The sequence below is a fragment of the Streptomonospora sp. PA3 genome (assembly GCF_009728995.1).
Classification (GTDB): Bacteria; Actinomycetota; Actinomycetes; order Streptosporangiales; family Streptosporangiaceae; genus Streptomonospora.
Map to the genome: position 1 here is coordinate 415,560 of NZ_VTZW01000019.1, position 22,787 is coordinate 438,346.

A 22,787-nucleotide genomic window follows, 5' to 3' on the forward strand; every position below is an offset into this window, starting at 1 on the left:
GCGAGCGGGGTGCGGACGGTCGGCGAATGACGTGCCCTGTGCCATGTCGAAAGCCCCGAAGTTCGGCGAGGGGGGATGGAAATCGGCAAACCGCCCACTGGAGACATCTACCCCAGAAAGCACATGATTCCACTTAGGCGGCAACACAGAGAGATCGTAACGTCAACCTATATGCGGGGCAACAGCACCTCAATTTCGGACATCAGCGACGACTGAGCACGATGTTAATGGTGAAATCCGTGGTGGGAATGGCGCGGATGTGGCACACGAACAGCCCGATCCGGGAGCCTCGCTGCTGAGGCTCCCGGATCGGGTATCTGTCTGGGGATTCGGGCGGCGCGCTAACCCTCGCCGTGGGCGGCCGCTACCTCCTGCAGGTAGGCGCGGGCCAACTCGGGGTCGTAGAGCCAGTTCTCGAAGTCCGGCGGATAGTCCCACCCCTGGATCCAGCGGTCGCCGATCTGCGGGTAGGCCGCCGAGGCGCCGAGCAGCTCCTGGAAGTGCGGGGGCAGCTCCTGGTCCCACAGCGTGGAGTTGAGCTCGGCGAAGCGCTGCACCGGCAGCCCGTACTCCCAGAAGCGCTCGAAGGCTCCGGCGAGGAACTCCGCGTCGAACGGGCGGTCGCCGTGCTCGATGATGCTCTGCAGGTAGCTGCGCGCGCACCGGGTGGAGTGGTTCCAGCCCTGGCCCACGAACGGGTCCATGGTGATCACCACGTCGGCGATGCCCAGCACCAGCCCGCCCGAGGGCAGCACGCCCACGGGGTTGCGCACCTGCGGGGTCAGGTATTCCACCAGCGTGCTGCTGCCGTCGATCAGCGCGGCGTCCTTCACCCGCTCGAAGTACTCCGGCGCGTACTTGCGCAGCAGCTCCTGCATCCGCCGCCACTGCTCGTCGGGACGGGGCCGGTCGGGCCAGGCGTCCATGGGACCGCCGCGCTTGTCGCCGAGGAACAGCGAGTGGCACGGGCCGTCGGCGGTCAGGAACGGCACGAAGATCATGTTGCCGGCGTCGGCCGTGGACGCCGCCCAGCCGATGTTCTCGCTCTCGCCGGGCGGGGGCGCCACGTCGTAGACGTGGGCCTGGGCCACCACCCGCGGCCGGGCGCCGCTGAAGCGGCTGGAGTCGGCGTCGAACAGGGCGCCCAGCTCACCGTGGCCCACGGCGACCACGATCAGGTCGAACATCCGCGAGAAGTAGTCGAGGTCGGTGAGCGTGACGCCGTGGATGACGACCTTGCCGCCGGAGTCCTCGAAGTACTCCAGCCAGTCGGCCATCTTGACCCGCCGGTCGATGGAGACGGTGTAGCGGTTGCCCTTTCCGGTCCTGCCCTTGAGCGTCGCCGGCTGCGACGGCGTCGGATAGAGGTGGATCTTGAACTCCTCTATCCGCGGCGCCTGGCCGCTCCAGAAGTCCAGGTGCAACTCGCGTTCGTACTCCAGGGCGGTCGGGAACGTCATCTGGGTGATGGCCGGGCGGCCGGTGCGGATCTCCAGCGAGCTCTGCCCGGTGATCACGGTGACGTCGTAGCCGTGGCTGAGCAGCCCGTGGGCCAGGTGGAGGCCCGAGTGCCCTGCGCCGACGATGAGGATCTTGCGCATCTGAGTTGTCCTTCTCGGGGAGTCTGCGGTGTGCGCATGCCGCGGCGGGCCGCGCGGCGGTCACCCGACCGGCGCGGCGACCGGGCTGTTCGACAGCGCGTACCTGAGCAGCGTCTTGAGCACGGTGCCGCCCGAGGAGCGGTCGCGCGCGTCGAAGTCGACAATGGGCACGCTGGCGCTCACCTCCAGCGCCTCGCGGATCTGGTCGGCCGTGTACTCCAGTCGGCCGTCGAACCTGTTCATCGCCACGATGTAGGGGATGCGCCGGTTGGTCTCGAAGTAGTCGACGGCCTCGAAGCTGTCGGCCAGCCGGCGGCAGTCCACGACCACCACCGCGCCCACGGCGCCGCGCACGAGGTCGTCCCACATGAACCAGAAGCGGGTCTGGCCCGGGGTGCCGAACATGTACAGGATCAGCTGCTGGTCCACGGTGATGCGGCCGAAGTCCATGGCCACGGTGGTGGTGACCTTCTGCGGCGTGGCCGAGGTGTCGTCGTGGCCGACGCTCGCCTCGGTCATGACCGCCTCGGTGGTCACCGCGGGGATCTCGGAGACCGAGCCGACCAGGGTCGTCTTCCCCGCTCCGAAACCGCCGGCGATGACGATCTTGGTCGACATCTTGGTGGGGATGTCACTGGAAAAGTCGTTCGAGACCACGAAGCGCCCTCTCGAGAACCTGGTTTTCGGACGGGCTGTTGCCCGTGATGGTGGGGTGGATGTAGACGAGTCCCAGCTCGGCGAGATCGCTCAGCAGCACCTGGGTGACACCCAGCGGGATCTTCAGCTCCGCCGAGACCTCGGCGACCGAACGCGTCTCCCGGCACAGCCGGTAGATCCGCTGCGACTCGGGCATGAGTTTCGCGGGAGCGTCGGTGCTGGGGTCGGCGGTGGAGACGAGCGTCTGCACCATGAGGGGATGGCGTGATCTGGTCCGCCCGCCCGTGAACGTGTAGGGGCGGATGCGTGAGCCCCTTCGCTTGCGGTAGCTCATGACTGTGGCAACCTCTTCATTCGCTCCCGGCCTGCCCGGCCGTGGGCCTGTCAGTTCCCGATCACGTCGCGCAGCTCTGAGCGCAGCTGCGGCGTGAGGGCGTGGCCGACGTTCTCCACCAGCCGGGTCATCTGGTAGGCGACGATCTTCATGTCCGCCGTGGGCGCGGTGAGCACCGCCAGGCAGGAGCCGTCGCTGATGGACATGACGAACAGGTGGCCGTGCTGCATGCGCACGATCAGCTGCTCGCACTCGCCTTTGGCGAAGAGCTTGGCCCCGCCGACCGCCAGGCTGTGCATGCCGCTGGCGATGGCGGCGAGCTGCTCGGCGTGCTCCTCGGGGAAGTCCCGGGAGGAGGTCAGGACGAGGCCGTCGGAGGAGACGACGACGGCATGGTCGACGCCGGGTACGTCGGAGACGAAGTTGGAGATCAGCCAGGTGAAGTTCTCTGCGGTGACGCTCAGCTGGTCGCTCATGGGTTGTTCTGCCTCTCGCTAGGCGTGCGGGGGGAGATTCGGTGCCTGGGCGCATGCGGCGCGGCGCGGCGGCGGCTCACGGGGCCTCCTCGCCGCCGCCCTCGCGGGTGGCGGCGCGCTCCCCCTCCATGAACCCGTCCAGCTCGTCGCGGATCCGCTCGGCCCGGTCGCCGGGGGTCTCGGCGGGTGCGGGAGCGGCGGCGGGCTGCTGGGCGGCCATCATGCGCAGCGGCGACCCGTGCGCGGCGCTGCGGCGGGGCAGGCCGGCGGCGGTGTAGGAGGAGGAGTCGGCGGCGCCGTCCTGATCCGCGGCGCCGCCGGTCGGGGCGCGATGGGCTCCGGCGTGGTGCGCGCCCGCCGACTGCCGGCCCGCGGCGGCAGCCGCCTCCGCCATCGCCGGCGCGGCCTGGGCCGGCACGGCCGCCGGCACACCCGACTGGGGAACCGGCCCGGTGGCGCTGAGCAGCGACGCGGGGACGACCGTGTAGGCGTTGACGCCGCGGAACGCCCGCGCCTCCAACTGCACCCGCAGGCCGTGGCGGTGGGCGATCCGGCTGGCGACGTAGAGCCCCATGTGCCGCATCACGCGCTTGTCCAGGACGGGCGTGCCCGCCAGGCGGGTGTTGATGTCGGCCAACTGGTCCTGGGGGATGCCGATCCCCTCGTCCTCGACCACCACCAGCAGCCCGCCCTCCGACATGAGCTGGCCGCTGATGACCACCTGGGCGTGATCGGGCGAGTGGTTGGTGGCGTTGTCGAGCAGTTCGGCCAGCAGGTGGCTGAGGTCGTCGGCGACCTCGCCGGCGATGAACCTGTCGGGCAGGCGGCCGATCTGCACGCGGCTGTAGTTCTTGATCTCGGAGGTGGCGGCGCGGGCCACGTCGAGCAGGGCCACCGGCTCCACGCCGGAGTCGTCGCTCTCCTGGTCGGCCAGCACGAGCAGGTTCTCGCCGTTGCGCCGCATGCGGGTGGCCAGGTTGTCGATCTCGAACAGCTTGGCCAGCAGGTCGGGGTCTTCGGTGGAGTCCTCCAGGCTGCCGACGATGTCCAGCAGCGACTCCACCATGGTCAGGTCGCGCACCGCCAGGCCGGCCAGCGCCTCGGTGAGCAGCCCGGGGTCCGGGGAGGGATCGGGCGGCGGGGCCGGCGGCCCCCACGCGGGCTGCTGCCACGACCGGGCTGGGTGGGCGCCGTTGCCGGCGAACGACGCGGCATAGGCGCCGGGTCGGGAGTGGCCGCCCGCGTCCGGCCACCGGGGGTCGGGCGCGCCGGAGGCGGCCGGGAAGTGCGGGGGCGCCGGAAGGGCCCGGGGGGCGGGGGGCGCCGCTCTGCGGCGCAGCCCAAGGCGGCGCAGCAGCCGCCGGAAGGGGCCTTCGCGGGCGGGGCCGCTGCCGTCTGCGGTCATGGCCGGCGGTCGGCCGTCGGAGCCTGGCGGTGAGGGCGGCTGCACCACAACACGCCTCCTCGAATCGTATTGGGGGGACGGAGTTGCCGACCAGCGGGAACGGACCGAAAGAAGCGGCGGACCGCGCTGTTCGCACCAAGGCGTGGTCGCCTGCCGCAGCACCTTTCGGTGCGCCCCGACCGGGGAATTCACCGTGGAACTCGCACCGGCGGCGGGGAAACCGCGGCGGCACTCGGACCCTGGACAGGGAATCCCTTGATCGGACGGAAAATTCGCGTGAATCAGGTTTTACGCAGGTCTCATTTTCGGAGATCAGCCAATGATCGACCGAATCAACGGCGAGCCTAGCAAAGGGCGTCTACGGAAACAGGGAATCCCGGAAAACGCCGTGAAGATACGCCCGGAGACCATTCTGCGTCGAATGGGCGCACGGATGCGCGATGACCGCTTCCTGTCGGCTTCGCCGGAATAAAGCGCTATCACCGAATGAAGAGGTTCGCTCTCGCGGGGGCACGGAGTCCCACTGGGGACCTTGGGCCGTGCGCGGTGAGTCGCCGCCGTACAGCGCGGGGCCCGGCACCGCTCTCGCCGCGCCCTCGCCGGTGCGGCCCGCTCGGGCTTCCGGGCAGGCCTCCGCCAGCGGGCTACGTCCTGTTCAAGAACCCGGTCACCACAGGAGGTTGCGGCAATGGGGCCGAGATGCGCGGAGCGCTGTGCGCCGGCTTGCCGCCGAGCGCACGACGCACCTTCACGCCGGAGGCCCGCCACCCGTGGTGCGGCTCCAGCTGGGAAGGACTGCGTGCGCTCGGCGGCCAGGAAACAGGTGACGCGCAGCGTCTCCGCTGGGGTGGCGGCGGGCTGACGGGCGGGCACGTGACGCGCAGCGTCTCCGTTGGGGTGGTGGCGGGCTGACGGGCGGGCGGATCGCGCTACGCGAGACGCACCCATTGCCGCAACCCCGATGGCGGCCGCCCCAGGTGGTATCCGGTGGGTTCCTGGAAGCGGCGCCCCCGCCGTTCTTAAACAGGACCTAGGGCCGGTAGGCGGCCGTGGAGCCGCGGACGACCAGCTCCGGGGCGAAGCGCAGCCGCTCGTGGTGGTGTTCCTGGTCGTTGAGCTCCGACAGCAGCAGCTCCATCGCCGCGCGGCCCAGCTCGTACTTGGGCTGGGCGACGGTGGTCAGGCCCGGATGCACCAGCGCGGCCAGGTTGACGTCGTCGTAGCCCACCACCGACAGGTCTCCCGGCGCGCTGAGGCCGCGTTCCCCCAGGCCCTTGAGGACGCCCACGGCCAGCTGGTCGTTGGTGCAGAACACCGCCTGCGGGCGGCGCCGGGGTCCTCCCGCCAGCACCTCCTCGACCGCCTTCTCCCCCGACTCGGCGTTGAGCTGGGCGGTGCGGATGACGCGCACCGCCCGGTCGGGGTCGCCCCCGGACTCGGCGACCGCGGCGCGCAGGCCCTCCAGCCGGGTGCGGCACTGCTCCAGCTCGGCCGGGCCGCTGAGGTAGGTGATCCGCTCGTGGCCGAGGTTGATCAGATGCCGGCCCGCCGCCATGCCGCCTGCGTGGTTGTCCACCGACACGCTGCACGCGGTTTCGGCCGAGACGTCGCCGCGGTCCAGCAGTACACCCGGAACCCCCTGCTTGCGCAGCCACAGCAGGTCGGTGGTGTCGCCGTCGACGGGCATGATGACGGCCCCGGCGGCGCGCTGCTCGGCCAGCAGCCGGATGGAGCGGCGCTGGCGCGCGGCCTGTTCGGCGGAGTTGAGCAGCACCACGGCCAGGCCCTCCTCGCCGGCGGTGTCCTCCACCCCGCGTGCGACCTCGGCGAAGAAGGGGTTGGTGACGTCGAGGACGAGCAGGCCCACCGAGTCGCTGCGCCCGGATCGCAGGCTCCGGCCCGAGGAGTTGCGTACGTAGTCGAGCTCCTGGACCGCGCGCTCGACGCGGCGCCGGGTGGACTCGGCGACGCGCTCGGGGCGGTTCAGGACGTTGGAGACGGTGCCGGGCGACACCCCGGCGCGGGCGGCCACGTCGTTGATGCCGACGGGGCGCCTGGGGCCTTCGGACGAGGACAACGCTGCTTCTCCGCGGTGCTCGGGCGGCTCGTAGGCCGCTCATGATCACAGACCGATTAAAACGTGTCAATGGCCATGTTGACATCTGACCACATCCGGCACGCGACCGCACTCGATTGCCCGATCGGGACGTTTCCGGGACACCCCCTTGACACGCCTCCTGTGACCCACCTAACGTCCGGCTTCATTGAAACGTTTTTTACGTGCGCCGCACCCCCGCGGCGCTCGATGAGTACGGAGGCCGCCGTGGACCATCACCCACCACCGGCTCCTCCGCTCCTGTCGCTGGTCGGCGTGTCGAAGTCCTTCGGGACGGTGCACGCCCTCCAGGACGTCTCCCTGGAGCTGCGTGGGGGCGAGATCCACGGGCTCTGCGGTGAGAACGGGGCGGGAAAGTCGACCCTGGTCAAGACCATCGCCGGGGTGCACCGCCCGGACGCCGGGCATGTCGAGGCCGAGGGCCGGGCGACCGCGTTCTCCGCCCCGGCCGACGCCCAGCGCGCCGGCGTCGCCGTCATCTACCAGGAGCCCACCCTGTTCCCCGATCTCTCGGTCGCGGAGAACATCTTCATGGGCCGCCAGCCGCTGGCACGCGGACGGCGCATCGACCGGCGGGCCATGCGCGAGGCCGCCGAGGGCCTCTTCGCCCGCCTGGGAGTGCGCATCGACCCCGACCGCCCCGCCCGCGGGCTGTCCATCGCCGATCAGCAGCTGGTCGAGATCGCCAAGGCGATGTCCTTCGACGCGCGCGTACTGGTGATGGACGAGCCGACCGCGGCGCTCTCCGGCGTCGAGGTCGAGCGGCTGTTCGCCGTGGCGCGCTCGCTGCGCGGCGACGGCGCGGCCGTGCTGTTCATCTCCCACCGCTTCGACGAGATCTTCGCGCTGTGCGACCGCATCACCGTGATGCGCGACGGCCGCCACATCTCCACCGACCCCGTGGCCGAACTGACGGCCGGCGACCTCGTGCGCCGCATGGTGGGCCGCGAGGTCGCCACCCTCTTCCCCAAGCAGGACGTCGCCCCCGGCGAGACCGTGCTGGAGGTCGAGGGGCTCCACCGCGCCGGGGTCTTCGCCGACGTGGGCCTCTCGGTGCGCGCCGGCGAGATCGTGGCGCTGGCCGGGCTGGTCGGGGCCGGGCGCAGCGAAGTGGTGCGCGCCGTCTTCGGCGTCGACCGCTACGACTCCGGAACCGTGCGGGTGTCGGGCCGGCGGCTGCCTCCCGGCCGCCCCTCGGCCGCCATGGCCGCCGGAGTCGCCCTGGTGCCCGAGGACCGCCGCCAGCAGGGCCTGGTCATGGAGATGTCCATCGAGCGCAACGCCACGCTGACGCGGCGCTGGTCGCTGAGCCGGCTGGGCCTGCTGCGCCGGCGCGACGAGGAGCGCGCGGCGGCCGAGTGGGCGCGGCGCCTGCAGCTGAAGGCCGGCCGGCTCTCCGACGCGGTGACCACCCTCTCCGGCGGCAACCAGCAGAAGGTCGTGCTGGCCAAGTGGCTGGCCACCGAACCGCGCCTGCTCATCGTGGACGAGCCCACCCGCGGCATCGACGTGGGCACCAAGGCGGAGGTGCACCGGCTGCTCTCGGAGCTGGCCGGGCAGGGCATCGCCGTGCTGATGGTGTCCAGCGAGCTGCCCGAGGTGCTCGGGATGGCCGACCGCGTGCTGGTCATGCACGAAGGGCGCATCAGCGCCGAGCTCTCCCGCGACGAGGCCACCGAGGAGTCGGTGATGTACGCGGCGACGGGCCAGGAGGGCAGGGCGGCGTGAGCGGAACCGACGACACCGGCGCCCCCGCGGCCCCGGCCCCCGCCCCCGCCCCCGCCCCCGCGGGCACCGCGCCGCGGACCCGCACGCGACCCCCGAACGGGGCGGGCCCTCCCCCGGAGCGGGTGGAGGAGCACGGCGGCGGCGACGTCCGCACCGGCCGGCGCATCCGCCAGGTGCGCGAGCTGGGCATCCTGCTCGCCCTGGTGCTGCTGGTGGCCGTGACGGCCCTGGCCAGCCCCGGCTTCCTCTCCGGGCAGAGCGTGCGCGACCTGCTGCTGGGCGCCACGCTGCTGACCATCCTGGCGGTGGGCCAGTCGATGGTGCTGATCACCCGCAACGTCGACCTGTCGGTGGGCTCGGTGATGGGCCTGTCGGCCTTCGCCGTCGGCCTCCTCTTCGTGTCCTTCCCCGGGCTGCCCACACCTGTGGTGATGCTGGCCGGCGTGCTCGTGGGCACCGCCTGCGGCGTGGTCAACGGCGTGCTGGTGGCCGCCGCGCGTGTGCCCGCGCTGGTGGTGACCCTGGGCACGCTCTACATGTTCCGCGGGATCGACTTCTGGTGGGCCTCCGGGCGCCAGGTCAACGCCGCCGACATGCCCGAGGGCTTCCTGGGCCTGGCCCGGATCAGCCTGCTCGGGATTCCGCTGCCCGCCGCGATCGCCGCAGCGGTCGTGCTGGCCGCCGGCTGGTACCTGCGCAACTACCGCAGCGGGCGCGAACTCTACGCCGTGGGCTCGGAGCCGGCGGCGGCGCGCCTGGTGGGCATCCCGGTGGACCGCCGCGTGTTCGCGCCGTTCGTGGTCAACGGGTCGCTGGCGGGCCTGGCCGGTGTCCTCTACGCCGCGCGCTTCGGGACCCTGGACGCCACCGTGGGCACCGGCCTGGAACTGGAGGTGGTGGCGGCCGCCGTGGTCGGCGGGGTGGCCATCTTCGGCGGCAGCGGCACGGTCTACGGCGCGGCACTGGGCGCACTGCTGCTGTCGGCCATCGACGCGGCGCTGCCGATGCTGCGCGTGGACTCCTTCTGGCAGCAGGCGGTCGTGGGCCTGCTGATCCTCATCTCGATCGGCCTGGACCGGCTGCTGGCGCTGCGCACCGCACGCCGGCTCAGAGGAGGTGGTTCCCGTGGGGCCTGAGGTCGACACCCCGGGCACGAGCGCCGCGCCGGCCCCGCCCGCGCGGCCCCGGACCGGCGCACGCACCGGCGCGGCGCTGCGGTCGCTGCTGCACACCCGTGAGGCGTCGATCATCGGCGCCCTGATCGCGTCGGTGCTGGCGGCCTCGCTGCTGGTCGAGGGGTTCGCCAGCGGCCGCAACGCCGGGTTCCTGGTTCTCGACGTCGCCGCCATCGCGCTGATCGCGCTGCCGATGACCCTGGTGATCATCACCGGCGAGATCGACCTGAGCGTGGCCAGCACGCTCGGGCTGACCAGCGCGGTCATGGGGCAGCTGTGGGTGCTGGGCGTGCCCTTGGAGACGATCGTGCCGCTGTGCGTCCTGCTGGGCGCGGTGCTGGGCGCCGTCAACGGGCTGCTGGTGACGGTGGCCGGGCTGCCCTCCCTGGCGGTGACGATCGGGACGATGGCGCTGTACCGGGGCCTGGCCTATGTGGTGCTGGGCGACCGGGCGGTGGCCGACTTCCCGTTCTCCTGGACGGGCGGGGCGACCGCGCGGCTGCCCGGCACCGACCTGCCCTGGGTCGCTCTGCTGATCGCGGTGCTGGCGGCGGTGTTCGCCCTGGTGCTGCACGCCACCCCGGTGGGGCGCTCGCTGTATGCGATCGGCAGCAACGCCGAGGCGACGCGGTTCTCCGGTGTCTCGGTGCGCTGGACCAAGCTGTGGCTGTTCGTGGCCTCGGGCACGGTCGCCGGCGGCGCCGGCGTCTTCTGGACGCTGCAGTACGGCAGCGCCCGCGCCGACAACGCCTTCGGGCTGGAGCTGTCGGTGGTGGCCGCGGTGCTGCTGGGCGGCGTGTCGATCTTCGGCGGCCGCGGCGCCCTGCCCGGGGTGCTGGCCGGCGTGCTGCTGCTGGGCACGATCCGCAACGCCCTGCGGCTGGCCGACGTCTCCTCCGACGTCCTGTCCATCGTCACCGGCCTGCTGCTGGTGGTCTCGGTGGTGCTGCCCACCACCCTGGCCCGCGTGCGCGCGCGCCGGCCCCGCCCGGCGCCGCCCTCATGAGGCCGTCCCGACCGGCCCCGTCCGACTCCCCCGCGCAAGCCAAGGAAAGTGAACCGATCATGAGAGAGCGCATCCGCTTCGGCGTCACCGCCGCGGCCCTGGCTGGCGTCATGCTGGCCGCCTCGGCCTGCGGCGGCACCACCCGCGGCGACGACGGCGGCTCCGGCGCCGGCTCGGGCGGCTCCACCGCCGAGGCCGACCCCGACGCCGAGATCCCCGAGGGCCTGGCGATCAGCTTCCTGCCCAAGCAGCTGAACAACCCCTACTTCACCGTGGCCGACGCCGGCGGCAAGGAGGCCGTCGAGGAGCTGGGCGGGGAGTTCAAGGAGGTCGGCCCCTCCGAGGCGACCGCTTCCTCCCAGGTCAGCTACATCAACACGCTCAGCCAGCAGGGCAGCGACGTGATCGTGCTCGCCGCCAACGACCCCAACGCTGTCTGCGGCGCGCTGAACCAGGCCCGCCAGGCCGGCAGCGTGGTGGTCACCTTCGACTCCGACACCGCCCCCGACTGCCGCGACCTGTTCGTCAACCAGGCCACGGCAAAGGACATCGCCCGCACCCAGGTCGAGATGATCGCCGAGCAGATCGGCGGCGAGGGCGAGATCGCCTTCCTCTCGGCCACGCCCAACGCCACCAACCAGAACGCCTGGCTGGAGCTGATGGAAAAGGAGCTGGCCAAGGAGGAGTACTCGGGGATCGAGGTCGTCGACACCGTCTACGGCAACGACGACGACCAGAAGTCCTTCAACGAGATGCAGGGCCTGCTGCAGACCCACCCCGACCTGGCGGGCGTCGTCTCGCCCACGACCGTGGGCCTGGCCGCGGCCGCACGCTACCTGAGCTCCTCGGACTACAAGGGCGAGGTGGCCCTGACCGGGCTGGGCACGCCCAACCAGATGCGGGAGTACGTCGAGAACGGCACGGTCGAGGAGTTCGCCCTGTGGGACCCCGCGAACCTGGGCTACCTGGCGGCCTACTCCGGCGCGTCGATGTCGGCGGGCCGCATCACCGGTGAGCAGGGCCAGACCTTCGAGGCCGGCCGCCTCGGGGAGTACACCGTCCGCGCCGACGGCGAGATCGTCCTGGGGCCGCCCACGGTCTTCAACAAGGGAAACATCGACGACTACGACTTCTGACCGGGCCCCGGCCGGGGGCGGGTGCGGGGCGGCGCCCCGCACCCGCCCCCGGCCCGGCCCGCGACCCGGGAAGGACGACGATGCAGCGGGTCTGCTTCCTGCTCAAGGTCAAACCCGACCGCCTGGAGGAGTACCGGCGGCGCCACGCCGAGGTGTGGCCGGAGATGAAGGCCGCGCTCAGCCGGGCGGGCTGGCGCAACTACTCCATCTTCTGCCGCGATGACGGCCTGCTGGTGGGCTACCTGGAGACCGAGGACTTCGCGGCCGCCCAGGCCGCGATGGCCGCCACCGACGTCAACGCCCGCTGGCAGGCGGAGATGGCGCCGTTCTTCGAAGGGCTGGACGGCCGCCCGGACGAGGGCATGGTGCCCCTGACGGAGGTGTTCCACCTGGACTGACGTCCCGCCCCCCACGCGATAGGCATCCCCTCCGCATCCCTTCGGGCCACGGGACGCTCCTGGGAACCGCCTGCCCTCTCCCCGGCAGCGGGCCGATCCGCTCGCCGGTGAATCGTTTGAACCCTAAGGAGCCCTCCGACATGACCGACCTCAGCTCCGCCAAGGCCGCGCTGCGCAGGCAGGCCATCGAGCTGCCGTCCTGGGCGTTCGGCAACAGCGGCACCCGTTTCAAGGTGTTCGGCCAGCCCGGCGTGCCGCGCACCCCCGAGGAGAAGATCGCCGACGCCGCGCAGGTGCACCGCTACACCGGAATCGCCCCCAGCGTCGCTCTGCACATCCCCTGGGACGCCGTCGACGACTACGCGGCCCTGGCCGAATACGCCCGCGAGCAGGGTGTGCGCATCGGCACCGTCAACGCCAACGTCTTCCAGGACGACGACTTCAAGCTGGGCAGCGTCACCAACCCCGACCCCGGGATCCGCGCCAAGGCCCTGGACCACCTGCTGGCCTGCGTCGACGTCATGGACGCCACCGGCTCGGCCGACCTGAAGCTGTGGTTCGCCGACGGCACCAACTACCCGGGCCAGGACGACATGCGCGCCCGGCAGGACCGGCTGGCCGAGGCGCTGGAGGCGGTGCGCGACCGGCTGGGCCCCGACCAGCGCATGCTGCTGGAGTACAAGCTCTTCGAGCCGGCGTTCTACACCACCGACGTGCCCGACTGGGGCACCGCCTACGCCCACTGCCTCAAGCTCGGCGACAAGGCCCGGGTGGTGGTGGACACCGGCCACCACGCGCCCGGTACCAACATCGAGTTCATCGTCGCCTTCCTGCTGCGCGAGCACAAGCTCGGCGGCTTCGACTTCAACTCCCGCTTCTACGCCGACGACGACCTGATGGTGGGCGCGGCCGACCCCTTCCAGCTCTTCCGCATCATGCACGAGGTGGTGCGCGGCGGCGGCCTGGAGCCGGCCGAGGGCATCGCGTTCATGCTCGATCAGTGCCACAACATCGAGCCGAAGATCCCCGGCCAGATCCGCTCGGTCCTCAACGCCCAGGAGGCCACCGCCAAGGCGCTGCTGGTCGACACCGCAGCCCTGTCGGCCGCCCAGCGCGACGGCGACGTGCTGGGCGCCAACGCGGTGCTGATGGACGCCTACAACACCGACGTCCGCCCGCTGCTGGCCGAGCTGCGCGAGGCGGACGGGCTGGACCCCGACCCCATGGCCGCTTTCGCCCGCTCCGGCTACCAGGAGGCCATCGCCGCCGAGCGCGTCGGCGGGCAGCAGGCCGGATGGGGGGCCTGAGCATGGCGACCGCCACCCGCTTCCGGCGCACCGCGCCCGCCCGCCTGCGCCTGGCCGCGGCCGGCCTGGCCGCGCTGGCCCCGCTCGCCCTGGCCTCCCCCGCTCCCGCCTCCGCCGGCACCGGCGCCGAGCTGCTGCGCGACCGGGTGCTGGACGAGCATGCGCTGTACTTCGTCTCCTACGACGGCATCGTCAACAACAACTCCTTCCAGCAGGAGGGCATCCTCACCCACGGGCGCTACCAGTACGCCGCCTGGTACACCGCCGACCGCACCGCGGTGGTCGCCCGCCGCCCGGCCGGCTCCGCCGCCGCCTGGCAGAAGATCCGGCTGCCGCACCGGCTGAGTGCGAACGACTCCCACAACGTCATCGTGCTGGGGGTCTCCGCCGACGACGGGCGGCTGCACGTCGCGATGGACACCCACAACTCCACCGTGTACTACCTGCGCTCGGCGCCGGGCCTGGCCGAGGGGCGCGGCCCGTGGGCGGCGGGCTCCTTCGGCGACGTGCAGCGCAGCCTGGAGGGGCTCGACCTCGGCGGCATCACCTACCCGCGCTTCATCCCCACCCCCGGCGGCGGGCTGCAGCTGACCTACCGCACCGGCGGCTCGGGCGACGGCGTGCTGAACCTGGCCGAGTACACCGGGCGGGGCTGGCGCCACGTGGGCGCCTGGTCCTCGGCCGAAGGCGACTACACCGCCAACGGCACCACCAGCACCACCCGCAACATGTACCTGCACGGAATCGGCTACGACGCCGACGGGCGGCTGCACGCCTCCTTCACCTGGCGCGAGACCGCCGCCGGCGGCGACATCCTGTGCGACCCGGGCGGGCTGGCCAACCACGACACCGGCTACGTCTACAGCGACGACCGCGGCCGCACCTGGCGCACCGACGACGGCCGCCTCGCCGCCGAGACCGGCACCGGGAACCGCGTCTCGATCGACACCCCCGGACACGTCGTCGACCCGCTCGGCGTCGACCACGCGCTGATGAACCAGGAGTCCCAGGCCGTGGACTCCGACGGCGACCCCCACATCATGGTCAGCTACGTGCCCGGGCGCTTCACCCGGTGCGTCACCGACTTCGTCGCCCAGCGCGAGCGGTGGGCCCGGCCCTTCCACGTCTTCCGCGACGACTCCGGCGAGTGGCACAAGACCGAGCTGCCCGAACCGGTGTCGGCCTTCGGACGCTCCCGGCTGGTGCTGGGGCCCGGCGACGACGCCTACGCCGTGCTGCCGGGCGGGCGCATCCTCGCCGCCACGGCCGGCTCCGGCTACACCGACTGGCGCACCGTCTACGACGGCTCGGGCGTCGACGCGTTCGGCGAGGTGCTGGTCGACGACTCGCGCCTGGGCGAGGGCCGGCTCTCGGTCTTCTACCAGGAGCCCGGCACCGGCACCCGGCCCTCGCCCATCCACGTGGCCGACTTCGCGATCGGCTGAGCCGCCACCAGCACACCGACATCAGGGGATGAGATGACCGAGCAGACCACCCACCCTCAGGTCGCGGCGCTGCTGGAGCGCTCGCACCGGCTGGGGGCCGATCCGCGCAACACCAACTACGCCGGAGGCAACGCCTCGGCCAAGGGCACCGCCACCGACCCGGTCACCGGGGCCGACACCGAGCTGATGTGGGTGAAGGGCTCCGGCGGCGACCTGGGCACCCTCACCGAGGCCGGGCTGTCGGTGCTGCGGCTGGACCGGCTGCGCGCCCTGCCGGAGGTCTATCCGGGGGTCGAGCGCGAGGACGAGATGGTCGCCGCGTTCGACTACTGCGCCCACGGCAAGGGCGGCGCAGCGCCGTCCATCGACACCGCGATGCACGGCCTGGTCGAGGCCGCCCACGTCGACCACCTGCACCCCGACTCCGGGATCGCGCTGGCGTGTGCGGCCGACGGCGAGAAGCTGACCGCCGAGTGCTTCGGCGAGAGGGTGGCGTGGGTGCCCTGGCGCCGCCCGGGCTTCCAGCTGGGGCTGGACATCGCCGCGATCAAGCGGGACAACCCGCAGGCCATCGGGGTGGTGCTGGGCGGCCACGGCACCACCGCCTGGGGTGAGACCTCGAAGGAGTGCGAGGCCAACTCGCTGGAGATCATCCGCACCGCCGAACGCTTCATCGCCGAGCGCGGCGCGGAGGGGCCCCACCCGTTCGGGCCGGTGGTGCCGGGCCGCGAGCCGCTGCCAAAGGCCGAGCGGCGCGAGCGCGCCGCGGCGCTGCTGCCGGCGGTGCGCGGGCTCGCCTCGACCGACCGTCCGCAGGTGGGCCACTACACCGACAGCGACGCGGTGCTGGACTTCCTCTCCCGCGCGGAGCTGGAGCGGCTGGCGGCGCTGGGCACCTCGTGCCCGGACCACTTCCTGCGCACCAAGGTGCGGCCGCTGGTGCTCGACGCCGCCCCCGACGCGCCGGTCGAGGAGGCGCTGGAGCGGCTGCGCGAGCTGCACGCCGCCTACCGCGAGGACTACCGGTCCTACTACGAGCGCCACGCCGGCCCCGACTCCCCCGCCATGCGCGGCGCCGACCCGGCGATCGTGCTGGTTCCGGGGGTGGGGATGTTCTCCTTCGGCGCCGACAAGCAGACGGCGCGGGTGGCCGGGGAGTTCTACGTCAACGCGATCAACGTGATGCGCGGCGCCGAGACCCTCTCCGGCTACGCGCCCATCCCCGAGTCGGAGAAGTTCCGCATCGAGTACTGGGAGTTGGAGGAGGCCAAGCTGCGCCGCAAGCCGGCGCCCAAACCCTTGGCGACCCGGATCGCGCTGGTGACCGGCGGGGGGTCGGGGATCGGGCGGGCCACCGCGCGCCGGCTGGCGGCCGAGGGCGCCTGCGTGGTGGTGGCCGACCGCGACGCCGACGCGGCGGCGGAGGTGGCCGGCGAGTTGGGCGGCGCCGACACCGCCGTGGCGGTGGCGGCGGATGTCACCGATTCCGAGCAGATCGCCGCGGCGCTGCGGGAGGGCGTGCTGGCGTTCGGCGGTGTGGACCTGGTGGTCAACAACGCGGGGCTGTCGATCTCCAAGCCGCTGCTGGAGACCACCGAGGAGGACTGGGACGTGCAGCACCGGGTGATGGCGCGCGGGTCCTTCCTGGTGGCGCGCGAGGCCGCCCGGGTGCTGACCCGGCAGGGCATGGGCGGTGACATCGTCTACGTCTGCAGCAAGAACGGGGTGTTCGCCGGCCCCAACAACATCGCCTACGGGGCCGCCAAGGCCGACCAGGCCCACCAGGTGCGGCTGCTGGCCGCGGAGCTGGGCGGCGAGGGGATCCGCGTCAACGGGATCAACCCCGACGGGGTGGTGCGCGGCTCGGGCATCTTCGCCGGCGGCTGGGGCGCCCAGCGCGCCGCGGTCTACGGGGTGCCCGAGGAGGAGCTGGGCGCGTTCTACGCTCAGCGCACCCTGCTCAAACGGGAGGTGCTGCCCGAGCACGTGGCCAACGCGGTCTACGCGCTGACCTGCGGAGAACTCAGCCACACCACCGGCCTGCACATCCCGGTCGACGCCGGGGTGGCCGCGGCGTTCCTGCGCTGAGCGTCGCGGGCGGAGCGGCGCCCCGCCCGCGGCCCGCGGCGGGCCGGGGGCGGGCCGACGGAGGGCCGGGACCCGCGTCGGGGTCCGGGACCGGGCGGGGCCCAGATTTCGCGCAGGCCGATGGGCCGCACCGCGGAATCGGCGGGGCGGTGCGGTGATCAGGGGGACCCCCTGATTCCAGTCAACCCCGCCTGCCCGCACCGCCGCCACACCGATTCCGCCGCTGTGGACAGCCCTCCCCCGCCCGCACCGGGCCCTGCCGCCGGCCGGAGGGAGGCGCCACCGCGCCCCCGGCACCCGCTCCCGCCCCGGATCCGACCGACCCGCGGCCCGCGCCGGCCGCTCCCCCACCGGAAAGGCCCAGCCGTGTCCCACTCAGACGTCTTCGCCGCCGTGGACCTCGGCGCCTCCAGCGGGCGCGTCGTCGTCGGCCGCCTCGGCCGCGACGAGCTCGCGCTGACCGAGGTGCACCGCTTCCCCAACCGGCCGCTGCGCCTGCCCAGCGGGCTGCACTGGGACATCGGCGGCCTCTACCACGGAGTCCTCGACGGACTGCGGGCGGCCGCCGCGCATGCGCCGCGCTCGGTGGGCATCGACTCCTGGGCGGTCGACTACGGCCTGCTCGACGCCTCCGGCGCCCTGCTGGGGCTGCCCTACCACTACCGCGACTCGCGGACCGACACCGCGGCTCCGGCGCTGGTCGAGCGCGTCGGGGCCGCCGAGCTGTACGCCCGCAACGGGTTGCAGTACCTCCCCTTCAACACGGTCTTTCAGCTCGCCGCCGCCTGCGGCACCCCGCAGCTGCGCGAGGCGCACTCGCTGCTGCTCATCCCCGACCTGCTGGGCTACTGGCTGACCGGCGAGCGCGGAGCCGAGGTCACCAACGCCTCCACCACCGGTCTGCTCGACGTCGCCACCCGGCGCTGGTCGCCCGAGCTGGCCGAGGCCGCCGGCATCGACCCCGCGCTGCTGGGCGAGCTGCGCGCACCCGGTGAGCGCATCGGCACCCTGCTGGCGGCGCCGGGTGAGCAGACCGGCCTGGACGCGGGCACCGAGGTCACCGCCGTCGCCTCCCACGACACCGCCTCGGCCGTGGCCGCGGTGCCCGCGCGCACCGAGCGCTTCGGCTACGTCTCGTGCGGCACCTGGTCGCTGGCCGGGTTGGAACTGGGCGCGCCGGTGACCACCGAGGCGGCGCGAGCCGCCAACTTCACCAACGAGCTCGGCGTCGAGGGCACCACCCGGTTCCTGCGCAACATCATGGGGCTGTGGCTGGTCCAGGAGTGCCTGCGCGACTGGCGCCTGGACGACTCCGCGCTTCCGGGGCTGCTGGAGGAGGCCGCCGCCGCGCCGGCGTTCGCCGGCCTCGTCGACGCCGGCGACCCGCGCTACCTGCCGCCGGGCGGCATGCCCGCGCGAATCGCCGACCATCTGCGCGAGACCGGGCAGCCGGTGCCGGCGGACCGCGGGAGCCTGCTGCGCTGCGTGCTGGAGAGCCTCGCGCTGGCGCACCGCGACACCCTGCGGCGGGCGTGCGCGCTGTCCGGACGCGACATCGAGGTCGTGCACCTGGTGGGCGGGGGCGCACGCAACGAACTGCTGTGCCAGTGGACCGCCGACGCCCTCGGCCTGCCGGTGGAGGCGGGGCCGGTGGAGGCGACGGCGATCGGCAACCTGGTGGTGCAGGGGCGCGCGGCGGTGCCCGGCGCCTCGCACGCCGACCTGCGGCGCCTGGTGCACGCCTCCCAGCGGCCCTCCCGCTACGAGCCCGCGGCCGGCGCCGCCGCGTGGGACGCCGCCGCGGCCCGCCTGGGGCTGGAGTAGGGCCCCTCAGTCTCCGCCGGCGTGCTGCGCGCCGGGCTCGTGCCCGAGCGCGGCGAACGTGCGGTCGAGCCCGTCGAGGAAGGCCGACAGGGCCAGTTCGAAGCTGTCGTTGTCGATCTCGGCGGCGTGCTCGGAGAGCCGGTGGGCCTGGGAGAGGTTGGGGTAGCGGTCGCGGTAGACCTGCACGTCGGCGTCGAAGCCGCGGGCGAAGGAGTTGATGGCGGCCCCCACCACCAGGTACTTGGTCGAGGCGCCGATCATGGTGGCGTGGCGGGCGGGCCAGCCGGCCGCGACCAGGCCGCCGTGGACGGCGTCGGCGCGGCGCAGCGCGGCCTCGCGCCGGCCCGGGCCGGCGGCGATGACCGGCACCAGGTTGGGGTGGGCGGCCAGGGCGGCGCGGTAGGAGCGCGCCCAGACGGTCAGCCCGTGCCGCCAGTCGCCGGATTCGAAGCCTGAGACGTCGACCTCGGCCATGATCTCGTTGGCGATGTCGGCGAGCAGGTCCTCCTTGGTGCGGTAGTGGCTGTAGAGGGAGGCCGCCTGCACGTCCAGTTCCTGGGCCAGCCTGCGCATCGACAGGTTCTCCAGGCCGTCGCGGTCGATGAGCCGCAGCGCGGCGGTGCGGATGCCGCGCACGCTCAGCATCGGCGTCCTGGGTCGGGCCACCTGTCCTCCCAACGTCGACGTGGCCGCGCGGTCGCGGCCGGAAGCTGCTGCGATCCTGCCACGTCCGGCGGCCCGGCGCAGGTGCGGCCGAACCCCGGCCGCGGGGGCGGCGCGAGAGCGGTTGCGTGCGGGCGGGGCAGCGCCTACGCTCAAAACCGAACAGCGTTAGGTAAGCGAGAGCGGGGACACATGGTCGACTTCGGACTGAGCGAGGAGCAGCGGGAGATCCGGGCGTGGGTGCGCACCTTCGTCGAGCGCGAGATCATGCCCCTGGAGAACGAGGTGCTGCGCCGCGAGCGGGAGGGCGCCGCCCCCGGGCTGAACGCCGAGGAGGTGCGCGGCCTGCGGGAGCTGGCCCGCAAGTCCGACTTCTGGGGCGTGCAGACCCCGGTCGAGTACGGCGGCATGGGCCTGGACGCCGTCACCGCCGCCATCATCGAGACCGAGCTGGGCCGCACGTTTGTGACCTTCAAGTTCGGCGGCGAGGCCGACAACATCCTCTTCCACGCCAACGAGGAGCAGAAGCAGCGCTACCTGCTGCCCACCATCGCCGGCGAGCGCCGCTCCTGCTTCGCCATCACCGAGCCCGGCGCCGGCTCCGACGCCAAGGCGATCCGCACCCGCGCCGCCAAGGACGGCTCTCAGTGGGTGATCAACGGCGAGAAGACCTTCATCACCGGCGGCTGCGAAGCCGACTTCGCGATGGTCTTCGCCGTGACCGACCCCGAGCTGGGCGCCGACGGCGGTGTCACCTGCTTCCTGGTCGACCGCGAGGCCGGCTGGACCTCCGAGCCCATCGACACCATGGGCGAGCGCCGCCCCGCCTCGCTGGTGTTCGACGACGTCCGGGTGCCCGAGGCCAACGTGCTGGGCGAGGTCGGCAAGGGCTTCCAACTGGCCATGCAGTGGATCGGCAAGGGCCGCTACCTGCTGCCGGCCCGCGCGCTGGGCGGCTGCGAGCGGATGCTGGAGATGAGCATCGACTACGCCAAGACCCGCCAGACCTTCGGCGCGCCCATCGCCGAGCGCCAGGCGATCCAGTGGATGATCGCCGACTCCCAGACCGAGATCGAGGCGCTGCGGCTGCTCGTGCTCAACGCCGCCTGGCAGGTCGACCAGGGCCGCGACTCCCGCCACGCCCAGTCGATCGCCAAGCTCTTCGGCGGCGTCAAGGCCAACGAGATCGTCGACCGGATGATGCAGATCCACGGCGGCATGGGCTACACCCGCGAACTGCCCATCGAGCGCTGGTACCGCGATCTGCGCCTGCTGCGCATCTTCGAGGGCACCGACGAGATCCAGCGCCGCACCATCGCCCGCGACCTGCTCAAGGGCCGCGTCAAGGTCGGCGAGACCCTGCGCTGACGCCGGCCCCCGTCCGCCCCCGCCGGCCGGCGGAGAGGCGCTCGCCGCCACCCGGGCGGGCGGGCGCGTCCCCGGGGCCGTTCTCGGCTCCGAGGCCGGCCCCGGGCCGAGTCCGGCGGAGCGAGACGGAAGGTGTCGGCGTCACGTCGGATCGACCTCGCGGGGGCCGCTCCGTTCGGGCAGCGGGAGGGGGTCCCCGCGCAGCTCCTCGGCCGCCTCAAGCCAGGCCTCGACGAAGTTCTGCTCAGCGCCGCCGCGACACGACCGGTCGGATCCGGTGCCCGCTTCGCCGCTCACCGCACGCCGACCAGGTCCACCACGAAGACCAGGGTTTCGCCCGGCTTGATGACGCCGCCGGCTCCCCGGTCGCCGTAGGCCAGGTGGGGCGGGATGACCAGCCGGCGGCGGCCGCCCACGCGCATACCCAGGACGCCCTGCTCCCAGCCCTCGATGACCTGGCGCCCGCCCAGCACGAAGCTCAGCGGCTCGCCGCGGTTCCAGGAGGCGTCGAACTCCTTGCCCGTGGAGTGGGAGACGCCGACGTAGTGCACGTCGACCGTGGCCCCGTGCCCGGCCTGCGCGCCCTCGCCGACGGCAAGGTCGGCGACCTCCAGATCGGCCGGGGGCGGACCGGGGGCGACGTCGACTCGGGGACGTTCGAGCGGCATGGGCACTCCTCGCCAGATCGGTAAGCCCCTCAGCGTATCCGGTGCCCGTCTGCGGGCGCACGGCGGCACGGCGCCCCGGCGCGGGCGGCGCGCGGCCGCCGTCAATCCCCGACCGTGGCCGCCACCAGGTACCCGTGGCCGGTCACGCTGACCCGTCCGCAGCAGGCCGGGACGAATACCGACTCGCCGCGGCGCAGCGCCAGCACCTCGCCGGACTCGGCGACGAGGTCGGCCTCCCCCTCCAGCGCGAGCACCACCGAGGGCGCGCCGCCCTCCAGCCGGGTGCCGATGGGCCCCGGGCCGGCGGTGGCCAGCGCGAAGTCGGGGACACCGGGGCGGAACTCGGTGCGCCCGCCCGCCTGCACGGGGCCGGTGAAGGGGATGGGCAGCACGGAGAAGTCGACCACCGCCAGCACCTCCGCGGTGTCCACGTGCTTGCCGGTCAGCCCGGCGCGCAGCACGTTGTCCGAGCCGGCCATCACCTCAACGGCCGTGCCCCGCAGGTAGGCGTGGACGTTTCCCGCGGGCAGGAACAGCGCGTCGCCCGGGCGCAGGCTGACGCGGTTGAGCAGCAGCGCCGCCACCGCCCCGGGATCGCCCGGGTAGCGCTCCGCCAGCTCCACGACGGTCTCGTGGTGGGCGCCCGAGCCCAGGCGCCGCCACTCCGCCACGAACGACCCCACCAGTTGCGCGCGCTCGTCCTCGGGCAGGGTGAGCAGCCGGGTCAGCGCGCCGCGCAGGGCGGTGTGCTCGGCGGGGGCGGCCAGGTCCGAGCGCAGCACCTCGGCCAGCGGGCAGGACAGCCCGTCCAGGTCGGCGCGCGCCGCCGCCGGGTCGCGGAAGCCGCACAGCGCCTCGAACGGCTCCAGCGCGAGCACCAGCTCGGGCTTGTGGAAGGGGTCGCGGTAGTTGCGGTGGGGGGCGGTGACGGGGATGCCGGCCGCCTCCTCGGCGGCGAAGCCGGCCTGGGCCCGGGCGGCGTCGGGGTGCACCTGCAGCGACAGCGGCTCCTCGGCGGCCAGGACCTTCAGCAGGAACGGCAGGCGCTCGCCGAAGCGCTCGACGGTGCGCACGCCCAGCGTCTCCTTGGGCGCGGCCGCGATGACGTCGTCGAAGGAGGCGGGGCCTTCGGGGGTGATGACGGTACTGGGTGCCCCCGGGTGCGCGCCCAGCCACAGCTCGGCCTGGGGGCGCCCGTCGGGCTCGGCCCCCAGCAGCCGCGGGATGGCGGTCCTCGCGCCCCACGGGTAGGGCCGTACCTGGTTGATGAGCCTGTGCATCCGCCCCGCTCTTCCCGTTCCGCTGTGCCGGTGGCGCCGTCGGTGCCAGTCTGATCGACGGGGCGCCGCCGCGTCAGCCCGGCCGCCCCCTCATCCGGCGGTGGTGCTGGCA

At 73.0% G+C, this 22,787-nt stretch carries 20 protein-coding genes; 10 read left to right on the forward strand and 10 right to left on the reverse strand.

Translation table 11 applies throughout. The features are described from left to right. Nucleotides 1–341 precede the first annotated feature (341 nt). The 6 genes from FZ103_RS21080 to FZ103_RS21105 all read right to left on the reverse strand — a co-directional run bounded on the left by FZ103_RS21080 (nt 342) and on the right by FZ103_RS21105 (nt 6,550). A complete protein-coding gene (locus FZ103_RS21080) occupies nt 342–1,601 on the reverse strand; it encodes a styrene monooxygenase/indole monooxygenase family protein (protein ID WP_156003573.1) in 1,260 nt (419 codons plus the stop codon). Between the two features lie 60 nt (nt 1,602–1,661). Beyond that, nucleotides 1,662–2,219 (reverse strand): ATP/GTP-binding protein, encoded by a 558-nt coding sequence (locus tag FZ103_RS21085; RefSeq protein WP_156003831.1) that lies wholly within the window; start codon nt 2,217–2,219, stop codon nt 1,662–1,664. Between the two features lie 13 nt (nt 2,220–2,232). Next, nucleotides 2,233–2,592, reverse strand: coding sequence for a DUF742 domain-containing protein (locus FZ103_RS21090; RefSeq protein WP_156003574.1), 360 nt, complete (start codon nt 2,590–2,592; stop codon nt 2,233–2,235). Nucleotides 2,593–2,642: 50 nt separating this feature from the next. Beyond that, nucleotides 2,643–3,068 carry a roadblock/LC7 domain-containing protein gene (locus FZ103_RS21095; RefSeq protein WP_156003575.1) on the reverse strand — a complete coding sequence of 142 codons (426 nt, stop codon included), beginning with the start codon at nt 3,066–3,068 and terminating at the stop codon, nt 2,643–2,645. Between the two features lie 76 nt (nt 3,069–3,144). Further along, nucleotides 3,145–4,473, reverse strand: coding sequence for a sensor histidine kinase KdpD (locus FZ103_RS21100; RefSeq protein ID WP_156003576.1), 1,329 nt, complete (start codon nt 4,471–4,473; stop codon nt 3,145–3,147). A 1,030-nt stretch (nt 4,474–5,503) separates the two neighbouring features. Beyond that, nucleotides 5,504–6,550, reverse strand: a complete 1,047-nt coding sequence (locus FZ103_RS21105; RefSeq protein ID WP_156003577.1) for a LacI family DNA-binding transcriptional regulator — start codon at nt 6,548–6,550, stop codon at nt 5,504–5,506. A gap of 246 nt (nt 6,551–6,796) precedes the next feature. On the opposite strand from FZ103_RS21105, the gene FZ103_RS21110 reads away from it, so the two are divergent. From FZ103_RS21110 to FZ103_RS21150, 9 genes are all read left to right on the forward strand, one after another. After that, on the forward strand, nt 6,797–8,317 hold the full coding sequence (locus FZ103_RS21110) for a sugar ABC transporter ATP-binding protein (RefSeq protein WP_394350127.1): 1,521 nt from the start codon (nt 6,797–6,799) through the stop codon (nt 8,315–8,317). Further along, on the forward strand, nt 8,314–9,453 hold the full coding sequence (locus FZ103_RS21115) for an ABC transporter permease (protein WP_186356627.1): 1,140 nt from the start codon (nt 8,314–8,316) through the stop codon (nt 9,451–9,453). Before FZ103_RS21110 ends, FZ103_RS21115 begins: the two co-directional genes overlap by 4 nt. Next, entirely contained in the window at nt 9,443–10,498 is a 1,056-nt protein-coding gene (locus tag FZ103_RS21120; protein ID WP_186356628.1) for an ABC transporter permease, read from the forward strand. The genes FZ103_RS21115 and FZ103_RS21120 overlap by 11 nt, the downstream gene beginning before the upstream one ends. 59 nt (nt 10,499–10,557) lie before the next feature. Further along, complete coding sequence (rhaS, locus tag FZ103_RS21125) at nt 10,558–11,634, forward strand: rhamnose ABC transporter substrate-binding protein (protein WP_222936811.1); 1,077 nt, start codon at nt 10,558–10,560, stop codon at nt 11,632–11,634. Nucleotides 11,635–11,714: 80 nt separating this feature from the next. Then, complete coding sequence (locus FZ103_RS21130) at nt 11,715–12,032, forward strand: L-rhamnose mutarotase (protein ID WP_156003579.1); 318 nt, start codon at nt 11,715–11,717, stop codon at nt 12,030–12,032. Between the two features lie 140 nt (nt 12,033–12,172). Further along, nucleotides 12,173–13,339 carry an L-rhamnose isomerase gene (rhaI, locus tag FZ103_RS21135; protein WP_156003580.1) on the forward strand — a complete coding sequence of 389 codons (1,167 nt, stop codon included), beginning with the start codon at nt 12,173–12,175 and terminating at the stop codon, nt 13,337–13,339. 2 nt (nt 13,340–13,341) lie between these two features. Then, nucleotides 13,342–14,784, forward strand: coding sequence for a BNR repeat-containing protein (locus FZ103_RS21140; protein ID WP_156003581.1), 1,443 nt, complete (start codon nt 13,342–13,344; stop codon nt 14,782–14,784). Nucleotides 14,785–14,817: 33 nt separating this feature from the next. Then, nucleotides 14,818–16,872: a bifunctional aldolase/short-chain dehydrogenase gene (locus tag FZ103_RS21145; protein WP_156003582.1), complete on the forward strand. Its 2,055-nt coding sequence runs from the start codon at nt 14,818–14,820 to the stop codon at nt 16,870–16,872. Between the two features lie 366 nt (nt 16,873–17,238). After that, a complete protein-coding gene (locus FZ103_RS21150; RefSeq protein ID WP_343233632.1) occupies nt 17,239–18,696 on the forward strand; it encodes a rhamnulokinase family protein in 1,458 nt (485 codons plus the stop codon). Between the two features lie 6 nt (nt 18,697–18,702). Here the strand turns inward: FZ103_RS21150 and FZ103_RS21155 are convergent, their stop codons facing one another. Further along, complete coding sequence (locus FZ103_RS21155; protein WP_186356629.1) at nt 18,703–19,362, reverse strand: TetR/AcrR family transcriptional regulator C-terminal domain-containing protein; 660 nt, start codon at nt 19,360–19,362, stop codon at nt 18,703–18,705. Nucleotides 19,363–19,551: 189 nt separating this feature from the next. Here FZ103_RS21155 and FZ103_RS21160 point away from each other — a divergent pair, with 189 nt between their 5' ends. Beyond that, nucleotides 19,552–20,727 carry an acyl-CoA dehydrogenase family protein gene (locus FZ103_RS21160; protein ID WP_156003584.1) on the forward strand — a complete coding sequence of 392 codons (1,176 nt, stop codon included), beginning with the start codon at nt 19,552–19,554 and terminating at the stop codon, nt 20,725–20,727. Nucleotides 20,728–20,868: 141 nt separating this feature from the next. Here FZ103_RS21160 and FZ103_RS21165 read toward each other — a convergent pair whose 3' ends face one another. From FZ103_RS21165 to manA, 3 genes are all read right to left on the reverse strand, one after another. After that, a complete protein-coding gene (locus FZ103_RS21165; protein WP_156003585.1) occupies nt 20,869–21,024 on the reverse strand; it encodes a hypothetical protein in 156 nt (51 codons plus the stop codon). Then, entirely contained in the window at nt 21,021–21,395 is a 375-nt protein-coding gene (locus FZ103_RS21170) for an FKBP-type peptidyl-prolyl cis-trans isomerase (RefSeq protein ID WP_156003586.1), read from the reverse strand. The genes FZ103_RS21165 and FZ103_RS21170 overlap by 4 nt, the downstream gene beginning before the upstream one ends. 101 nt (nt 21,396–21,496) lie before the next feature. Beyond that, complete coding sequence (gene manA / locus FZ103_RS21175) at nt 21,497–22,675, reverse strand: mannose-6-phosphate isomerase, class I (protein ID WP_156003587.1); 1,179 nt, start codon at nt 22,673–22,675, stop codon at nt 21,497–21,499. Between the last annotated feature and the right edge of the window lie 112 nt (nt 22,676–22,787).